Here is a 17,534-nt window from a genome sequence, read left to right as displayed (position 1 = left end):
GGATTGCAACCTAAGGTGAATTAATGATTAATTATATCATCTGGAGTTATATTTAAATATTTTATTTATTTTCTTTAAAATAACTTTATATATTAAATCAAAGTATCGAGCATGATTAATAGAATTACAAATAAGATTTGTATCTTGAGCATTTTTTTCTATTGAGATTATAGAATTTATTTTATCAAAAATAACTTCAGAGGAATGATTTTCTTTAGCATAAAGATAACATTTTTCCCCATGTATAGATTGGTTATTTATAATGTTATCTAAAATATGATTTAAAGTTTTTTTACCTGTATTATTATAACTACCTAAAGAGAATCCTTCCGATTCATAAAACATACTATATTTTATTTCTTTTTCTGAGATTTTTTTATTGCTAATATTAGTTACTATTGTGGGTATTTTATATTTTGAACTGTCAATAAGTGATGTTCCCATTCCGAAGCTAATATCTACTTTAGGATAAATATCAGTATAAACCTTATCTATAGGAATGGTTCCATAGAATATGAAATTTATAATCGAATTAGAAGCATATACTTTCAATTCATCTAATGCTTCTCCATCACCAACAACAATTAAATTTGCTATCATTTTATTATTTTTTAAATATAACTCAAGTGCTTTTATAAAATGTAATATAGAATAAAATTTAAAATCATATGAGATTCGAGAAACAACACAGAATGTCAATATATCATTTTTTATCTTTTCTATTCTATGATTTTCAAAAGGAATTGAAACAGGGATAATATTTGCTTTATCTAAGTTTAAATTAAGGTAATCATTACTTGTGTTATAATTATCCATATCCATAAAAAATAAACTATTTTTGTTATTGTATTCAGTGAGCAATTTATTTACATGTTTTCGTCTTTTTTCATATATCAAATCAATAAATTTATTTAACAAAAAATTTTTTTTATTAAACTTACGAGCTGGAAAGAATTGAGATATAAGTTCAATTGGCTGTAATTGCCATATAAATAAATTTATTTTTTTTCCTCTGGTATTTTCAGCTAATTCGATTAGATATTTTGAGCTTATGATAAAATAAGCATTATCATCTACATTGTTTAAGCTATAGTGAATTGATATGTTATTATTTTTTACTTTATATTTTTTATCTACAAAAGAGTTTTTTCTTGTGTAAATTTTAATGGTGTGATAATTAGATAAGTATTCTATTAATCTAATCATTAATATTTCTGTTCCACCATATATTGATGATGGAAGATAAAATGAAAAAACTTTCAAAATATAACCTATATGATTTTTTTTAGTTTTAAAATAAAGAATATATAAATTAAATAAAATAAATAATTTGTAAGGTATGCAATATTAGCTCCAATTGTTCCATATAAATTAATGGCTAAAATAGACAGGATTATAAAACTTAAAGAAAAAATTATTTCTGTGAAAATAAATATTTTAGTCATTGATTTTGCAACCATAACATATGCTAATAACCAGGATGCAATTTTAAATATATCGCCAATAATTTGCCATAAAAATAAAGGCTTCATTGGTGAAAAATCATTAGTAAAAAGTAAATTTATTATGAAATCACGTAAAAAAAATATTATTAACCCACAAATTATAACTATAGGTATTAATATTTTATATCCTTGTAAGATTTCTTTATTTAATTCATTTCTGTTGGTTATTTCAGATAATCTGGGGAGATAGTATGTACTTAATGCAGTTGTAATTATCATTAGATAAGTTGTAGACACATACCATACACCTTGCCAGTAGCCAGCTTGGTCTAAACCTTGAGTCGTACCTATATAATCCCGAATAATAAATTGTGACGATGGTATCATAATTGCAGAAGTTATTGCCATCGCTGAGTATGAAAAAAGATTTTTAGATATTTTTTTATTAAAAGGAGATGTGAAACTACTTAACTTTATTATTTCATGCTTTCTTAGCATAAATAAAGTAATTAAGAATATTACAGATTGGTTAGTTGCTAAAGCAATTAAAGCCCCTTTTAAACTAAAGAAGTAGATTAGTAAACTAGTAAACACTAAGGAATAAAGGCTTTGTATAATGTTTATTTTAATAAAGCTTCTTATCTCTTTAAGCCCATTAATAATGGAAAGTAGTAAGCTGTTTAACACAAATAAGACTATGGTAAAGCCAAATAAGATAAAAATAAATTGGTATTGAATATTATCTAATATTTTAAGTGAGAAAAAATTTGAAAATAAAACTAATATACATCCAACAATAAGTGATGTTGTTAAACTGATACGAGCAGCTGTACTTAATAATAAAGGTAATTTTTCGCTTTCTCTACCATATTCAGCTGTGTATTTTACTACGCCATTATTTATAGCACCTTGTGCAGCAATTAGTACGAGTTGAGTAAAGTTTTGGAATTGCCCGATGACAGCGAGTCCAGCAGGTCCTATATATACAGAAATAGCTTTATTAATAACTAAGCCTGATAGCATTTTAAAGAATGTCGCTATCAAGCTGAGTAGTGATGTTTTTACTAAAGTCATTATTTAGTCACAAATGAATTACATGCTTCAACAATCTTAGATATATCTTCATTTGTTATTGTTGGGCTAATTGGAATACTCAATACTTCATTGTGAATGTTTTCTGTAATTGGTAACGAAAGGTGGTTATATTGACTATATGCTTTTTGCTTATGGGGCGGCGTTGGATAATGAATCAAGGTTTGAATGCCTTGTTCAGTTAAATGTTTTTGCAGTGATTCTCTATGCTTGGTGGCAATAACGAATAAATGCCATACATGACTTTGTTGATTACTTTTATATTCACTTAAAGTTAAAGGAAGTTTAATTAATGGATTATTGATATTTTCTAAGTAATTTAATGCAATTTCTTGGCGAGTTTTAGTTTCATTATCCAAGTATTTTAACTTAACATTCAACATGGCGGCTTGAATTTCATCTAGTCGGCTGTTAACACCTTGATATAAGTTTAAATATTTTTGGTGAGAGCCATAATTACGTAGAGCCTGTAATGTTTTAGCTAATTCTTCGTCATTAGTTGTAATTGCCCCTGAATCCCCTAACGCACCCAGATTTTTTCCCGGATAGAAGCTAAATCCGGCGGCATCTCCCCAGTTACCCGCTTTTTTTCCATCAATACTTGCGCCATGAGATTGAGCACAATCTTCTAAAACTAATAGATGATGTTGCTGTGCAATAGCCATAATTTCAGGCATAGGCGATATTTGACCATAAAGATGAACCGGTAAAATGACTCTAGTTTTATCCGTAATGGCTGTTTTTATATTCTCAATTGATAAATTGTAACTATTGGCATCAGGTTCTACAAATACAGGAATTAAATCATTTTCTGTGATTGCGAGTACGGAAGCAATATAGGTGTTCGCTTGAACAATCACTTCATCACCCGAATTTAATTTACCTTGCTCTTTCCATGCTCTTAGTACTAAAGTGAGGGCATCTAAACCATTGGCTACACCTATCGCATATTTAGTCCCACAATAGGCAGAAAAATTTTGCTCAAAATTCTCTAATTCTTTACCCATGATATACCAACCAGAATCGATCACATTGGTACAAGCATCTTTTAATTCTTGTTGATATTGTTTATTTATTTCTCTGAGATCAAGGAAGCTTATCATTTGAATTCCTATAATTATTTTAAGTATCTGATGATTCTGGCTGGGTTACCAATAACAAGTGCATTTGCTGGGACATCTTTAGTAACCACACTTCCTGCACCAACCATACAGTTTTCTGCTAGCGTAATACCCGGTAATATAGTGGCATTAGCCCCTATCGATGCTCCAGTTTTTATTATTGTTAATGGAAATTGCTCTGGATATTGTTTAGAACGAGGATATTTATCATTTGCAAAGGCGACACAAGGACCGATAAAAACATTATTTTCAATGCGTAATCCATCCCACAGATACACACCTGATTTGATAGTGACATTATCACCGATAATGACATCATTTTCGATGAGTGTATGAGCACAAATATTACAATCAGTTCCTATTTGAGCATTCTTTAAAATAATACTAAATTGCCAAATACGAGTGTTTTTTCCGATGTTTTTACTTTGAACATCACTTAAGGGATGAATAAACATTTTTGCATTCTTCTAAAAAATTATTATAATCGCGAAGATAATCACCTTCATCATAATAGTCACTTGCTAGAACAACGATAATGCAGTCTTCTGAAAAATTATGCATTTCATGCCATTGCATTGGTTCAATTAATAAACCACGGTTAGGGCAATTTAGTATTAGTTCTTCTTTGTGACTCCCATCATCCATAATAAAGCGGCAACTTCCACGAATGCAAATAGCTAATTGCCTTAATTCTTTATGTGCATGAAAGCCACGAGAAACACCTTCTTTAGTGCCAAAAATATAATAAATCCGTTTTACTTCAAATGGGATGTTTTTATTTTGTTCTAATGAAATTAAAGAACCTCTTTCATCACCCAGTTTTTTGAATTCAATCGTGTTAATTAGTTTCATTATGCTTTCTCAATAAGGTTTATTAGATATTCACCATAGCTGTTTTTTCTACATTTATTAGCGGTTTCTAATACTTGTTTAGCTGTGAGCCAATTTTGTCTATAGGCAATTTCTTCTAAGCAGGCGATTTTAAAGCCTTGTCTTTTTTCTATCGTTTCAACAAAACTTGATGCTTCTAATAAACTATCGTGAGTACCAGTATCTAACCACGCAAACCCACGACCTAATAGTTCGACTTTAAGTTTTTTATTTTGTAGATAAATTTGGTTTATCGTTGTGATTTCTAATTCACCACGTTCAGATGGTTGTATATTTTTTGCGATATCAATAACATCATTATCATAGAAATATAACCCGGTTACCGCATATTTTGATTTTGGTTTTAGTGGCTTTTCTTCTATAGATAGCGCATTAAAATCAGCATCAAATTCAACAACGCCAAAACGTTCAGGATCTTGAACTTCATATCCAAAAACAGTCGCACCTGATTGAGTTTGAGCAGCATTGAGCAGTTTGGGTGAAAATCCTTGTCCCCAAAAAATATTATCACCCAGTACTAAGCAGACACTGTCTGAACCAATAAATTCTTCACCAATAATAAATGCTTGGGCTAAGCCTTCAGGTTTGGGTTGGACTGCATATTCGATTGAAATACCAAATTGAGATCCATCACCTAATAAACGCTCGAAGCTACTTTTATCTTCCGGTGTGGTGATAATCAAGACTTCACGAATACCCGCTAACATCAGTACCGATAACGGATAATAAATCATTGGTTTATCGTAAATAGGCAGTAATTGTTTAGATACACCCATGGTTATTGGATAGAGTCTAGTACCTGAACCACCTGCTAAAATAATCCCTTTCACTGTTAAGCCCCTAATCTTTCTCGGTTATATTTGTTGTTTTGAACTGATTGACACCACGCTGAATTATTCAAATACCACTCGACGGTTTTACGCAGTCCGGTTTCAAAGGTTTCTTCAGGTACCCAATTGAGCTCATTTTTAATTTTTGTTGCGTCAATCGCATAGCGCAAATCATGGCCGGGTCTGTCAGTGACATAGGTAATTAGGTCACGGTAGCGTTCAATATTATTGGGCTTATTAGGTACACGTTGATCGAGGATATCGCAGATAGTTGTCACTACATCAATATTGGCTTTCTCATTATGGCCACCAATATTATAGGTTTCACCAATTTGGCCTTCCGTCACCACTTTATACAGCGCTCTGGCATGGTCTTCGACATACAGCCAATCGCGGATCTGTTGTCCGTTGCCGTACACCGGTAAAGGTTTGCCTTCAAGAGCATTTAAAATAATCAGAGGGATCAGTTTTTCCGGGTAATGGAAAGGACCATAATTGTTGGAGCAATTAGTCACCATGGTCGGCAAGCCGTAAGTGCGTTGCCAAGCTCGGACTAAATGATCACTGGAGGCTTTAGATGCAGAGTAAGGGCTGCTTGGTGCGTACGGTGTGGTTTCAGTAAATAAATCGGTGGTTGATTCTAAATCGCCGTAGACTTCATCGGTGGAGATATGATGAAAGCGAAAGGTCGATTTTTTTTCGGGGGCAAGTTGGTTCCAATAATGTCGAGCGGCTTCTAATAAAGTATAGGTGCCGATAATATTGGTTTGAATAAATTCACTTGGGCCATCAATTGAACGATCAACATGAGATTCAGCAGCGAGATGCATAATGGCATCGGGTTGATGTTGTTTAAATATTGTGGCTATAGTCGTGGCATCACATATATCTGCTTGAATAAAGTGGTATCGAGAATTATCGCTAATAGAGGCTAATGATTCTAAATTGCCGGCATAAGTTAATTTATCAATATTCACAACTGAATCATTGGTATTATTAATAATATGACGAATAACCGCAGAACCAATGAAACCTGCACCGCCAGTAATAATAAACTTCATTTTATATTCACATTTATTTATATTTTTTGAATGCTAATAATAAGACGCCATCTTTTAAACGAATTTTTAACCGTTTTAAAAAGAGCTTCGTACTTAGAGGGGGAGATAAGTTAATAAACTTGTATTTTATCTATAACTAAATCAATTTAGGTACGCTACCGCCACAGGCTTTACAGCTACCTGAGTACTGGGGGAAACATAAAATTTTATATTTTGTCGATTATCGACATTAAAACAGCGCGGCAAGGATACAGCTTTTTGAAACAAAATTCCACATTAATAAGCCGAAAATTGTATTTATTATATTTAAAAATATTGCATTTGGTTTTAATATTTCTTTTTAATTCAATGGGTAATTAGTTAATTAGTTTAAATTTTAATCTTAAATAATTGATAATAAAAATTAATGTTAATTAGGATTAAACTGATACACAGAAGGGGATTTAACCACTCTTTTTAGTTGTCTCGTTTTGGTGGATATATGATAGGTAATTGACTGCCGCGGATTTTATCACTGTCACGCATGGCAGGTTACGGCTTAGGCGATGTTAGCTAATGTTGTTAGCTTGGCTTAGCTATAATAGTTATAAACACGAATAAAGAGTATGGGTATTGATCATCGGGTAAAGCTATTATTGGGTAATGTGGAAGGTTAATATTATTTTATTCGGCGTGAAGCGGAATAGCTAAATATTATTTTATTATATTGTAGTTAAATAGGGTTTTGGTCTATAAAGCGATATGTCTATAAAGCGATACGCGTATAAAAGGTATGTATTTATAAAGGTTATGGTATTGTCTCTAATATCTAAGAGATTACTGGTTGAATATATCGATAGCGCTTCTATCGCGCTTATTTAGTGCTTATTTAGCTCTTCTTTAACTCTTATAGAGAACCTTTACTTATTATCGTATCGTGATTGTCGTGGGAATAAAAATATCTTTAATTGAGGGGTTAGGTTATTGAGTTAAAATTCCAGTGTTTATAGATAGAATAAAATAGGTCTATTGATACGAAATCATGATTATTATTTTTCATTCGAGTGAGACGTTGAATTAAATACAATCATTAACGATAACCGATAACCGATAACCGATAACCGATAACCGATAATCGATAGCCAATTATTTATTATCTATTATCCATGGTGGGTTATTTAGTGATCATTATTTATGGCTATTGATTGATAATTGTTTATTTCAGGCTGTTTATGGATAAGCGTTTATGGTTTTTATATCTGCCGGCGGTCGAGGCTCGAGCCAGCAGTGGTGAGTTATTCGCCAAATGAGAGAATAGTGGTTGATAACAGTTTGATTATCAGTGAGCGCCGTAAAACCCCGTCCTTTTAGGTCGGGGATATAAGGCGTGCAGTTGACTTTATCTGTAAATAATGCCAGTATTTTACACAATATGCTGTGAGAATGTAAGAATGAAGCGCGCATATAAATATCGGTTTTACCCAACATCTGAACAGGCTGAGCTTTTAGCTCAGACGTTCGGCTGTGTGCGTTTCGTCTATAACTCAATCCTGCGCTGGCGTACCGATGCTTACTACGACCGTCAAGAAAAAATCAGCTATATGCAAGCCAGTTCAAAACTCACCGCAATGAAAGAAAATACTGATTTTTCATGGCTTAATGACGTTAGTTCGGTTCCATTGCAACAAGCTCTGCGTCACCAACAATCAGCTTTTGCTAACTTCTTTGCTGGTCGCACCAAATACCCAACCTTCAAAAGTAAGCACCATAGGCAATCAGCGACTTTCATGAGTACGGCTTTCAAGTACCGCGACAGTAAGCTATACATGGCTAAAAGCAAAGAGCCGTTAGATATTCGTTGGAGTCGTGAATTGCCCTCCACGCCGTCAAGTATCACTATTTCCAAAGACTCGGCAGGGAGATACTTTGCATCGTGCCTTTGCGAGTTTGAACCTAAATCACTGCCTATTTCAGCAAAAACAGTTGGCATTGATGTAGGTTTAAAAGATTTGTTTGTCACTGACACTGGATTTAAAACAGGCAATCCCCGCCACACTGCAAAATATGCAAAACGTTTAGCCTTGCTACAGCGGCGATTGAGCAAAAAGAAAAAAGGCTCAAGTAATCGCGCTAAAGCAAAACTAAAAGTTGCAAAACTCCACGCAAAAATAGCCGATTGCCGCATGGATAACTTGCACAAGTTATCCCGTAGACTGATTAACGAAAACCAAGTTGTCTGCGTTGAATCTCTGAAAGTGAAAAACATGATCCGCAACCCTAAATTATCTAAAGCGATAGCAGACGCTAGTTGGAGTGAATTTGTGCGCCAACTTGAATATAAGGCTGAATGGTCTGGACGTTCCTTAGTTGCTATAGAGCAGTTCTTCCCATCTTCAAAGCGTTGCCATTGTTGCGGTTATACACTGTCTAAACTGGCGTTAAATACACGGTCTTGGGTATGCCCTGAGTGCAATACTGAGCATGACCGTGATATTAACGCTGCAAAAAACATCAAAGCCGCTGGTCTAGCGGTGTTAGCCCTTGGAGAGTTTGTAAATCCTAAATCGCATCACGCGGCCTAGGTTAGACTCTGTGAATTGGGAATCCCCTTCCTTTAGGGAGGGGAGCAGTCAATTGGGGTGTCGTGGGAATATTTGGCTCAGCGTTTAAGATGAAACATTGAATGGAGCAATTATGGCTATCTGGGTGGATGCGGATGCGTGTCCGAAAGTGATTAAAGACATTCTGTACCGCGCGGCGGAGCGCGAGAAAATCGTTGTCACCTTGGTGGCTAATCAACGGTTGAGTATTCCGGCCTCGGCGTATTTACGCACCTTGCAAGTGGCGGCGGGGTTTGATGTGGCCGATAATGAAATCGTCAGTCGAGCGGCTGCCGGCGATTTAGTGATTACTGCGGATATTCCGCTGGCGGCGGAAGTGATCGAGAAAGGGGCGATTGCGCTCAATCCTCGGGGGGAGCGTTATACCGAGGCGACAATCCGTGAACGGCTGAATATCCGTGATTTTATGGATACCATGCGCGCCAGTGGTGTGCACACTGGGGGGCCTGCGACCCTGAACCAGCGTGACCGCCAGCAGTTTGCCAATGAGTTGGATAAATGGTTGCTGCAACAGCGGTTATTGCGTCAGAAAGCGTTACGCGAATGATCGGGGTGGCAGGACTTGCAGCATGATGCTGAATGATGTTTGATGCAATGCTCTGCAGTGCAGAGCGATACGCTACCAAACAGCAGGATGGTGAGCGAAAGCTAAAGCGCGGGCGGCTAATCGGTGAAAGCCAGCGGTATAAGTCGCCAGCGGTAGCAGCTCGGTGATAAAACTGAATGACATAAAATGACATAACGTTAAGTTATCTACGCTAATCTATATAGGCCAAGTTATATCAGTCATATCAGTTATATCAGTTATAAAAGCTCATCTACACGCTTATCTACACGCTCTTCTACACGCTCATCTACATGTTCTTCTATATGCTCTTCTATTATATGTTCTTCTATATAAGAAGCAGAAGCATAAGCTTAGCGGTAAATGAAACCGCAAAAGTCAGGGAGAGAAGCTAATTGTGGAGAATATATGGGCTGGAGAATAAGCGCTAGCAAGCCAAGTTGTAGCATATGTAGCATGTGTAGCATATAGGTTGTGGAGAATAAGCGTTCTAACGCTAAATTACAGACGCTGGGCGGCGGCATAAATACGCGCGATTTTAGCCCCGACGATTAACAGGCGGACGCCCTGAGCGCGGTGTTATTCGGCACTTGGGACCCCCACCTGTTTGTTCAATTCTACTTTATCTCACTTTATCTCACTTTATGTCACTTTATCTGTCTAATTCTGTTTGTTTAATTAACTCGGTCTGTGTGATTAACCACGGCGCGGCTGCCCCGTGGTGAGCCCGTGGTGAGATAGTCATTGCCGGTTATGGCTACCAGAACAAGGCATACAGTACGCACAGAATAATTAAGATAGCGTAAGAAATCAGATTAAACGCTTTGCTGGTTTTAAAGGTTTCGGCTTCAAGAATGATCGCGCCTTGGCAATCATCGCCCGGTTCCGAGGTTAAACTGATTAAGCCAATCACCACGCAGGTAAATATAAAGGTGTACATCATCTGGTCGAGGAACGGCATGTTTAACGGCATTAATTTTAAGAACAGTGCAAATGGCAGGGACAATAACACCCCAATAATCGCGCCTTTGGCATTGGTTTTTTTCCAGAACAAGCCCAGCAAGAAGACGGCTAAAATCCCCGGGCTGACTAAGCCGGTATATTCTTGAATATATTGGAATGCTTGACCAATGTTGCCTAATAATGGCGCAATAAAGCAGGCAATGATTAATGCCACGACCGCACTGATGCGTCCCACATTGACTAAACGGTGGTCGCTGGATGTCGGCGCGATGTAAACTTTATAGATATCCATGGTAAAGATGGTGGCGACCGAGTTAAGCATTGAGGCTAACGAAGATACAATCGCGGCGGCTAACGCGGCAAATACAATCCCTTTGGCGCCCACCGGTAAGAACTGGGTTAACCATGGGTAGGCTTTATCGGCTTGGGCTAAGGTCGGCATGTGTTCGCCGGCAATCTCGCCTAATCCGGCCATTAATTGTGGGTCGGAGGTGATCACATACGCCGCAATCCCCGGCACTACCACCAGTAGCGGTACAATTAATTTGAGGAATGCCGCAAAGACTAAGCCTTTTTGCGCTTCATTAATTGATTTGGCGGCTAGCGCACGCTGGATAATATACTGGTTGAAGCCCCAGTAATATAAGTTGGCGACCCATAATCCACCGATTAATACTGCAATGCCCGGTAGGTTGGTGAATTGGGGATTGTCGCTGCTTAAGATCATTTCAAAATGGTGAGGCGCGGCATCGACCATGTGGCCAAAGCCGGTTAAAAATCCGCCATCTCCGCCGATATAGCTGACCGCTAAAATGGTGGTAAATAAGCCCCCGAGGATCAGGAAAAATACTTGGACAACATCGGTCCATGCCACGGCAGCGAGGCCGCCATACAGGGAATAGATAACCGCAAACGCCGCCAGTCCAATAATCGCGTACATCATCGGGATGCCGAGAATAGTTTCTAGGGCGAGGGCGCCTAAATACAGTACCGACGTTAAGTTAACAAAGATAAATAGGGCGAGCCAGAAGATAGCCAGAATGGTTTTTAAATGGCGGTTGAATCTTTTTTCAACGAATTCTGGAATGGTATAAATGCCTTGGTCGATAAATACCGGCATAAAATATTTGGCGACGATAATCAAGGTGATGGCGGCCATCCATTCATAGGAGGCAATCGCCAAGCCGATAGAAAATCCGGAGCCGGACATGCCGATAAATTGCTCGGCAGAAATATTCGCGGCAATTAATGATGAGCCGATCGCCCACCATGGCAAGGTTTTTCCCGCCAGGAAGTAATCTTTGGTGCCTTTTTTGACTCCTTTTTTATCGCGGGAGACCCATAACCCGACACTAATGATAATGGCCACGTATACGATGAAGATCGCATAGTCTAATGTGCTCAGCCCAATACCTTCAGTTTGCATTGCTACATACCCTTATGAATTGATAAACGGCGTCAGTGTAAACGTTTCCACTTAAAAGATGTGTTTTATTTGTCACATTTTTAACCACGTTGACTAAATCTTTGTTAAAAGGAGGGATTGATCACAATTCGAGTCAGGTTGAATCATTCAATGGGGGAGTTATTTATCGGCTGATTCGGTGGCTGAGGGGGGGATATTCGCTAGCGTCATCGCGTTATTATCGTGCTTTTATGCGGTTGCTATATTATTGCCATATTGCCGCTTGGCATCTGTGGGGGAATGATCGGCTGGTGCACAATGGGCGTAATATTTATTTCTCATTTCTCATTTCTCATTTCTCATTGAATCATTGAAAAAAGGGCCATTAGTCTCTATTATAATCGGTTCCAAAAAGGGCGCTTAATCGGAGGTGAAGAACCTAGGATTAAGATTTCCGAGATTTTACCATCCACCACTTTTGAATCGCAGCACTGATATCCATCATTGAGGTTGATTTAGAATAAAATAATAATGGATAATCAATAACATGCTAAATAATTATGTTTTACGTAGTGTTCGTTACATGCTGGATTTGAGCGACGCGAAGATGGTTCAGATTGTTAAACTGGCTGATTTAGATGTCACACAAGCCGAGATGGTCAGCTGGCTGAAGAAAGATAATGAAGAAGGTTACGCCCCGTGCGATGATAAAGTGATGGAGCATTTTTTAAATGGTCTGATCTTCTTCCGTCGCGGCAGAGATGAAAATCATCCGCTGCCTGAGCTAGAAACTCGCATGACTAATAATATTATCTTGAAAAAACTGCGAGTGGCTTTTGAACTGAAAGACACGGATATGATTGAAATCTATGAAAAAGTTGATTTTCGTGTTTCCAAACCTGAGCTGAGCGCGGTGTTCCGTAAGCCGGGTCATAAAAATTACCGCGATTGTGGCGATCAATTATTACGCTACTTCCTGAAAGGTTTGACGGTGGTTATTCGTGGCGTTTCGCCCGATGACAAGAAAAAAAGTAAATAATATTAGCGTATCACAACAGCAGCGCGCCAAAATTCGCGAGTTCTAAGCCGCCCAAAATGAGCCGCCGCTAAAAATGAGCCGCATAGCATGAGCCGCATAGCATGAGCCGCCGCTAAAAATTAGCCGCCCAAAATAAGCGTCTAAGAATAGATTAATACGCTAATGTGTTAATCCAGAACGACTAAAAAAAGCCATCATTCATGGCTGTTAGCCCGGTAATTTACGCCCGGCGAAACAGTGCAGGAAGATGGCTTTTTTGTTGGCTTAGTCTATACGTCGCGAAATGAAATCGGCTAACGCGCTGATAGCTAAGCCGGTAATAGATTAACTGATTGATAGGCTAAGTGGCTGATAGCGTAGCGGTCAATAAATTAAGCAGGTCACTAGCCTATACGTCGCGAAATGAAACCGGCTAAAGCGCTGATAGCTAAACCGGTAATAGATCAACAGATTGATAGGCTAAACCAGTAATAGATTAACTGATTGATAGGCTAAGTGACTGATAGATTAAATGGATCAATAGATTAAGCAGGTCACTAGTCTATACGTCGTGAAATGAAACCGGCTAACGCGCTGATAGCTAAACCGGTAATAGATTAATTGATTGATAGGCTAAACCAGTAATAGGCTAAGCGATAGATAGGCTAAGTGACTGATAGATTAAACGGGTCAATAGATTAAGCAGGTCACTAGCCTAAACTATTAAAACGATTAATCGCTTAACGCGGCGATAACGCCGCCATTAACGGCGGCGGTTGAGCAGCATTAATCCCAAGAAGTAACCGCCCCCCAGTATCGCCACCAGTGTTCCTGCCGCAATTTGACGCGGAAAAATCAGCGTTTGTCCTAGCCAATCTGCCCATACCATTAAACAGGCCCCGATCAAGCTGCCGATAATCAACTGGGCTTTAACCTGTTGTGCGCCCAGCAATATCGCCATGTGCGGTGCCACTAGGCCGATAAAGGCTAATGGGCCGACCGTTGAGGTGACTAACGCACAGAGTAATGCGACTAAAATCAGCAGGATCATACTGGCGCGTTCGGTGGCTAATCCGCGCGCTTGGGCAAAACTGCGACCGATAGATATTAATGTTAACCCGCGTGCCAGCAGCAAAACCACACCGGCGATAAGCCCAATCGCCAAGCTAAATAGCAGGGCATGCTGCTCGCTGACGCGGTAAGTTGAGCCGGAAAGCCACAATAAAATTTTGTAGCTGCTAAGGGTGCCTTTGGCTAAAAAGAACTGTACAAAGGCTTCTAGACTGGCGGTCAGTGAGATACCGATTAAAATCAGGCTGGCAGGGGCAAATTTTTGGCGTTTGCCTAAGGCCAGCAAGATCATCAGCACCATGCCGCTGCCCAGCAGGGCTATTCCCCATTGTGAGGTTTGGATCGTGCTGCCGACCAGCAGGCTAAAAAACACCAAGGCAAAGGTGGCGCCGGAAGATACCCCAAGAATATCTGGGCTGGCGAGGGGGTTATAAATCATTCGTTGTAAAATAGTGCCAGCTAGCGCTAAGGCGATGCCGGAAAATATCGCGGCTAATAAGCGTGGCCAGCGTAATGACCATTGATAAGGTAATGGCCATTGCCAGCTTCCTCCCCAGAGCCAAGCGCTATCGGACTGATTTAATTGCATAAAGATGCTAACAGCTAAGCCAGCGATCAATACTAAGATGATTAAACTCAGGGTATAAATCGATAATTTTGGGGTCAGTGGCGTCAGCGAAACGCTCAGCTGATCTTGCGCTTGTGTTTTTTTGCGGCTAAACCAAATCAGTGCCGGTGCGCCGATAGCGGCGGCAGTTACTCCACTGGGGATCACGGTGTTAAGCCATACGCTGAGTAGCATCGATAGGCTGTCGGTGAGCAGTAATAGCGCTGAACCGAGCAAAAAACTGGCGAACAGTTCGTTGCGTGCGGTGCGGATACCGAAGGCGCGCACCATATTAGGTGCCAGTAAGCCGATAAAGCTGATCATGCCCACCGCGGTTATCGAAATGGAGACTAACCAGGTGGCGAGAATAATAAACAGTGAAAACATCGGCAATACAGCCAAGCCACGGGCTTCTGCGCCTTGATGGCCTAATCTCAGCAGGGTGAGAATGCGAGGCGCAAAGAAAAAAATCGCCAGTACCGGAACCGCGCGCGGTAATAGCCATAAAACGGTATCCCAGCCGTCTTGGGCGAGATCTCCGGCGCCCCACATAAAGATATTTTGGGCAAATTGTGAATTCAGCGTAATTAAGGCGGTCGCGATGGCGCCGAATAAAATGTTCACCACCATGCCAGAAACAATCAATGGCAGCCCAGTCATATTGCGTAGGCCGGCAATCATCACCACCAAACTAAAGGCAAATAATGCCCCCACCATGGCCGCCATCGCGCTGTCATCGGCTACCCAGTCAGTAAACCAGATATTGATCACCACGAGGGCTAACCAAGCGCCGGACGAGGTACCCAATGTGAGCGGTGACGTTAAATTGTTTTGGGTCAGTTGCTGCATCAAGCTGCCGGTGACCCCCAATAAACCACCGATTAATAATGTGATGGCCAGTCGTGGTAACTGCGCCTGTTGCCAATATACGCTGGCAAAGCTGCCTTGAGCGGGATCTGCCGAGGCTTGAGCGCCACCAAATTGTAGCCATAATTGTTGCCATACCGGCAGGGGGGATTCGATGTTTAAGCTCAATAGACTGAGTAAAACGATGGCGCCCAGACTGCCACAAGTGAGACCCAAAACACGGCCAATAGGAGATTGTTTTTTCATGGTTAATTATTCTGAGTCGATGCGGGGGCAACCGCCAGCAAGCTCTGAGTGATTGCTTCTGCCATCCGTTGTAATGAGGTTATGCCGCCATAATTCCACACCGGCGGCACCGAATGCATGCGGCCTTGGCGGACAAAAGGCATGGCTTGCCATAAAACGGAGTGCTGTAATTTGGCTTCATCGGGAAACGGCAAAATATATAACACATAGCCGTCGGTAATATTCTGTAATTGATTCATTCGTCGCTGCTCGGTTCCCCAAGGCTGGGGTGGCAAGGGGATAGCGGTGGTTAATCCTAAGCGGTCGAGGACATATTGAGTCGTGGAGTTTTGGTTATATAAAAACACCGTGGAGAGGTTCGAAAAACGCATGACGGCCACCTCGGGCATCACGGGAAAGGCGTGTTGCAGTTGGGCGTTGAGCTGCGCAAAATGCTGGTTTAACTCGGTGATTTTTTGCTCCGCTAGCGCGGATTTGCCCAATCGTTGGGCGAGCGTCTGGAAATGGGCAATAGCCACCGGACCGGCATCATCTTGTTGGGCAAAATTAGGCAGATAAAGCACCGGAGCAATCCGCTCAAGTATCGGCAGCAGATCCTGCTGTGAAGCTGAGGCGAGAATAATATCGGGCTTTAAGGCGGCGATTTTTTCCAGATTCGGCTCTGCTCGGGTACCGACCTCTTGGATCACCTCAGGGGCGGCGGGCTGTACCACCCACTGATTATAGCTGGCAATCTCGGTTGCCCCGACGGGAATAATGTCTAAGGTTAGGAGTTGTTCCAGCAGATCCCAATCTAACACCACGACCCGCTGAGGAAGGGGCTGATCGGCCGTCGTCTTAGAGGCTGTACTCGAGGATGCCAAGACGCGGGAGGAAGGTTGCTGGGCAGCGAACGCGGCGCTCAGAGTAAGCAAACATCCTAGCCATAAGGCCAAAATAGGAGGAATTATACGCATACGATAGCCACCTTACGACCTTGTGTTTCGGCACTCAGGGCGTGGTCTGGATGATCAATCAGCTTAATCGGAGTGTCGTATAACGCGGATAAGCGCGGTTCATCATTTAACAGTTGCGCCGAGCCGGCAAAATCAACGCGACCTTTTTTTAACGCCACAATATGGGTGGCAAAGCGCAGGGCTAAGTTAAGATCATGCAAAATAACGATAATCCCTACGCCTTGGGTGCGTTGTAATTCGCTTAATAGCTGCATTAATTGGTATTGATGCTGGATATCTAAGGCGGAGGTCGGTTCGTCGAGGATCAGGATCGGCGATTGCTGGGCTAATAACATGGCCACCCATGCGCGTTGGCGTTCACCGCCGGATAAATGATCCGCTAATACCGAGGCAAACGCGCTGACACCAGCGTGTTCCATGGCTTGGTCAACAATCTGATCGTCCGCTTTACGCCAGCGTCCCAGTGCACCGCGCCATGGAAAACGAGCCAGTTTAACCAGTTCTCTGACGGTAAGCCCTGCCGAGGCGGGTAATTTTTGCGGCAGAAATGCTATCTGCTTAGCCAGATCGCGCGGTTTATAGCTTGAAATATCATGGCCATTTAAACCAATGCTGCCGGTATCGGGGGTCATCTGTCCGGCTAATAAGCTGACTAGGGTTGATTTCCCTGAGCCATTATGGCCGAGGATCACCGTCAGTTCTGAATCGGGGATACTCAACTGATCAATGGCTAAAATGGTGCGTTCGCTGCGTATAATCTGTAGATCAGAAAGTTCAAACATAGTGACTCATAGTG

The 17,534-nt window shown here is 40.6% G+C and carries 14 protein-coding genes; 3 read left to right on the top strand and 11 right to left on the bottom strand.

Annotated features, from left to right (window positions below; all coding sequences use genetic code 11):
- Window positions 1-36: 36 nt before the first annotated feature.
- From MNY66_RS11755 to rfbB, 7 genes are read right to left on the bottom strand one after another with little or no spacing between them, the layout of a single operon-like run.
- The gene (locus MNY66_RS11755) at window positions 37-1,263 is read right to left on the bottom strand and encodes a glycosyltransferase family protein (RefSeq protein ID WP_241500922.1); all 1,227 of its coding nucleotides are present in this window, start codon (window positions 1,261-1,263) and stop codon (window positions 37-39) included.
- An 8-nt stretch (window positions 1,264-1,271) separates the two neighbouring features.
- Entirely contained in the window at window positions 1,272-2,519 is a 1,248-nt protein-coding gene (locus MNY66_RS11750; protein ID WP_241500921.1) for an O-antigen translocase, read from the bottom strand.
- On the bottom strand, window positions 2,519-3,640 hold the full coding sequence (locus MNY66_RS11745) for a DegT/DnrJ/EryC1/StrS family aminotransferase (RefSeq protein WP_241500920.1): 1,122 nt from the start codon (window positions 3,638-3,640) through the stop codon (window positions 2,519-2,521). The genes MNY66_RS11750 and MNY66_RS11745 overlap by 1 nt, the downstream gene beginning before the upstream one ends.
- A gap of 14 nt (window positions 3,641-3,654) precedes the next feature.
- A complete protein-coding gene (locus MNY66_RS11740) occupies window positions 3,655-4,113 on the bottom strand; it encodes an acyltransferase (protein ID WP_241500919.1) in 459 nt (152 codons plus the stop codon).
- Window positions 4,091-4,510 (bottom strand): sugar 3,4-ketoisomerase, encoded by a 420-nt coding sequence (locus tag MNY66_RS11735; protein ID WP_241500918.1) that lies wholly within the window; start codon window positions 4,508-4,510, stop codon window positions 4,091-4,093. The genes MNY66_RS11740 and MNY66_RS11735 overlap by 23 nt, the downstream gene beginning before the upstream one ends.
- Window positions 4,510-5,379, bottom strand: a complete 870-nt coding sequence (gene rfbA / locus MNY66_RS11730; protein ID WP_241500917.1) for a glucose-1-phosphate thymidylyltransferase RfbA — start codon at window positions 5,377-5,379, stop codon at window positions 4,510-4,512. The genes MNY66_RS11735 and rfbA overlap by 1 nt, the downstream gene beginning before the upstream one ends.
- Before the next feature lie 2 nt (window positions 5,380-5,381).
- A complete protein-coding gene (gene rfbB / locus MNY66_RS11725) occupies window positions 5,382-6,440 on the bottom strand; it encodes a dTDP-glucose 4,6-dehydratase (protein WP_241500916.1) in 1,059 nt (352 codons plus the stop codon).
- Between the two features lie 1,430 nt (window positions 6,441-7,870).
- Between rfbB and MNY66_RS11720 the strand changes: the two genes are divergently transcribed.
- Window positions 7,871-9,001, top strand: a complete 1,131-nt coding sequence (locus MNY66_RS11720) for an RNA-guided endonuclease InsQ/TnpB family protein (RefSeq protein ID WP_241500915.1) — start codon at window positions 7,871-7,873, stop codon at window positions 8,999-9,001.
- Window positions 9,002-9,113: 112 nt separating this feature from the next.
- On the top strand, window positions 9,114-9,587 hold the full coding sequence (locus tag MNY66_RS11715) for a YaiI/YqxD family protein (RefSeq protein WP_241500914.1): 474 nt from the start codon (window positions 9,114-9,116) through the stop codon (window positions 9,585-9,587).
- Window positions 9,588-10,362: 775 nt separating this feature from the next.
- Here the strand turns inward: MNY66_RS11715 and MNY66_RS11710 are convergent.
- A complete protein-coding gene (locus tag MNY66_RS11710; protein ID WP_241500913.1) occupies window positions 10,363-11,994 on the bottom strand; it encodes a sodium/sugar symporter in 1,632 nt (543 codons plus the stop codon).
- A gap of 526 nt (window positions 11,995-12,520) precedes the next feature.
- On the opposite strand from MNY66_RS11710, the gene MNY66_RS11705 reads away from it, so the two are divergent.
- Window positions 12,521-13,012 carry a YehS family protein gene (locus tag MNY66_RS11705; protein WP_241500912.1) on the top strand — a complete coding sequence of 164 codons (492 nt, stop codon included), beginning with the start codon at window positions 12,521-12,523 and terminating at the stop codon, window positions 13,010-13,012.
- A gap of 742 nt (window positions 13,013-13,754) precedes the next feature.
- Here the strand turns inward: MNY66_RS11705 and fhuB are convergent.
- From fhuB to MNY66_RS11690, 3 genes are read right to left on the bottom strand one after another with little or no spacing between them, the layout of a single operon-like run.
- Complete coding sequence (gene fhuB, locus MNY66_RS11700) at window positions 13,755-15,782, bottom strand: Fe(3+)-hydroxamate ABC transporter permease FhuB (RefSeq protein ID WP_241500911.1); 2,028 nt, start codon at window positions 15,780-15,782, stop codon at window positions 13,755-13,757.
- A gap of 2 nt (window positions 15,783-15,784) precedes the next feature.
- A complete protein-coding gene (locus MNY66_RS11695; protein WP_241500910.1) occupies window positions 15,785-16,738 on the bottom strand; it encodes an iron-siderophore ABC transporter substrate-binding protein in 954 nt (317 codons plus the stop codon).
- Window positions 16,729-17,520, bottom strand: a complete 792-nt coding sequence (locus MNY66_RS11690; RefSeq protein WP_241500909.1) for an ABC transporter ATP-binding protein — start codon at window positions 17,518-17,520, stop codon at window positions 16,729-16,731. Before MNY66_RS11690 ends, MNY66_RS11695 begins: the two co-directional genes overlap by 10 nt.
- Window positions 17,521-17,534: the final 14 nt, after the last annotated feature.

This window comes from Moellerella wisconsensis, from assembly GCF_022592395.1.
Lineage (GTDB): Bacteria > Pseudomonadota > Gammaproteobacteria > Enterobacterales > Enterobacteriaceae > Moellerella > Moellerella wisconsensis.
Note: the sequence above shows the minus strand (reverse complement) of the source record. Positions and strands in the feature narration are given on the sequence as shown.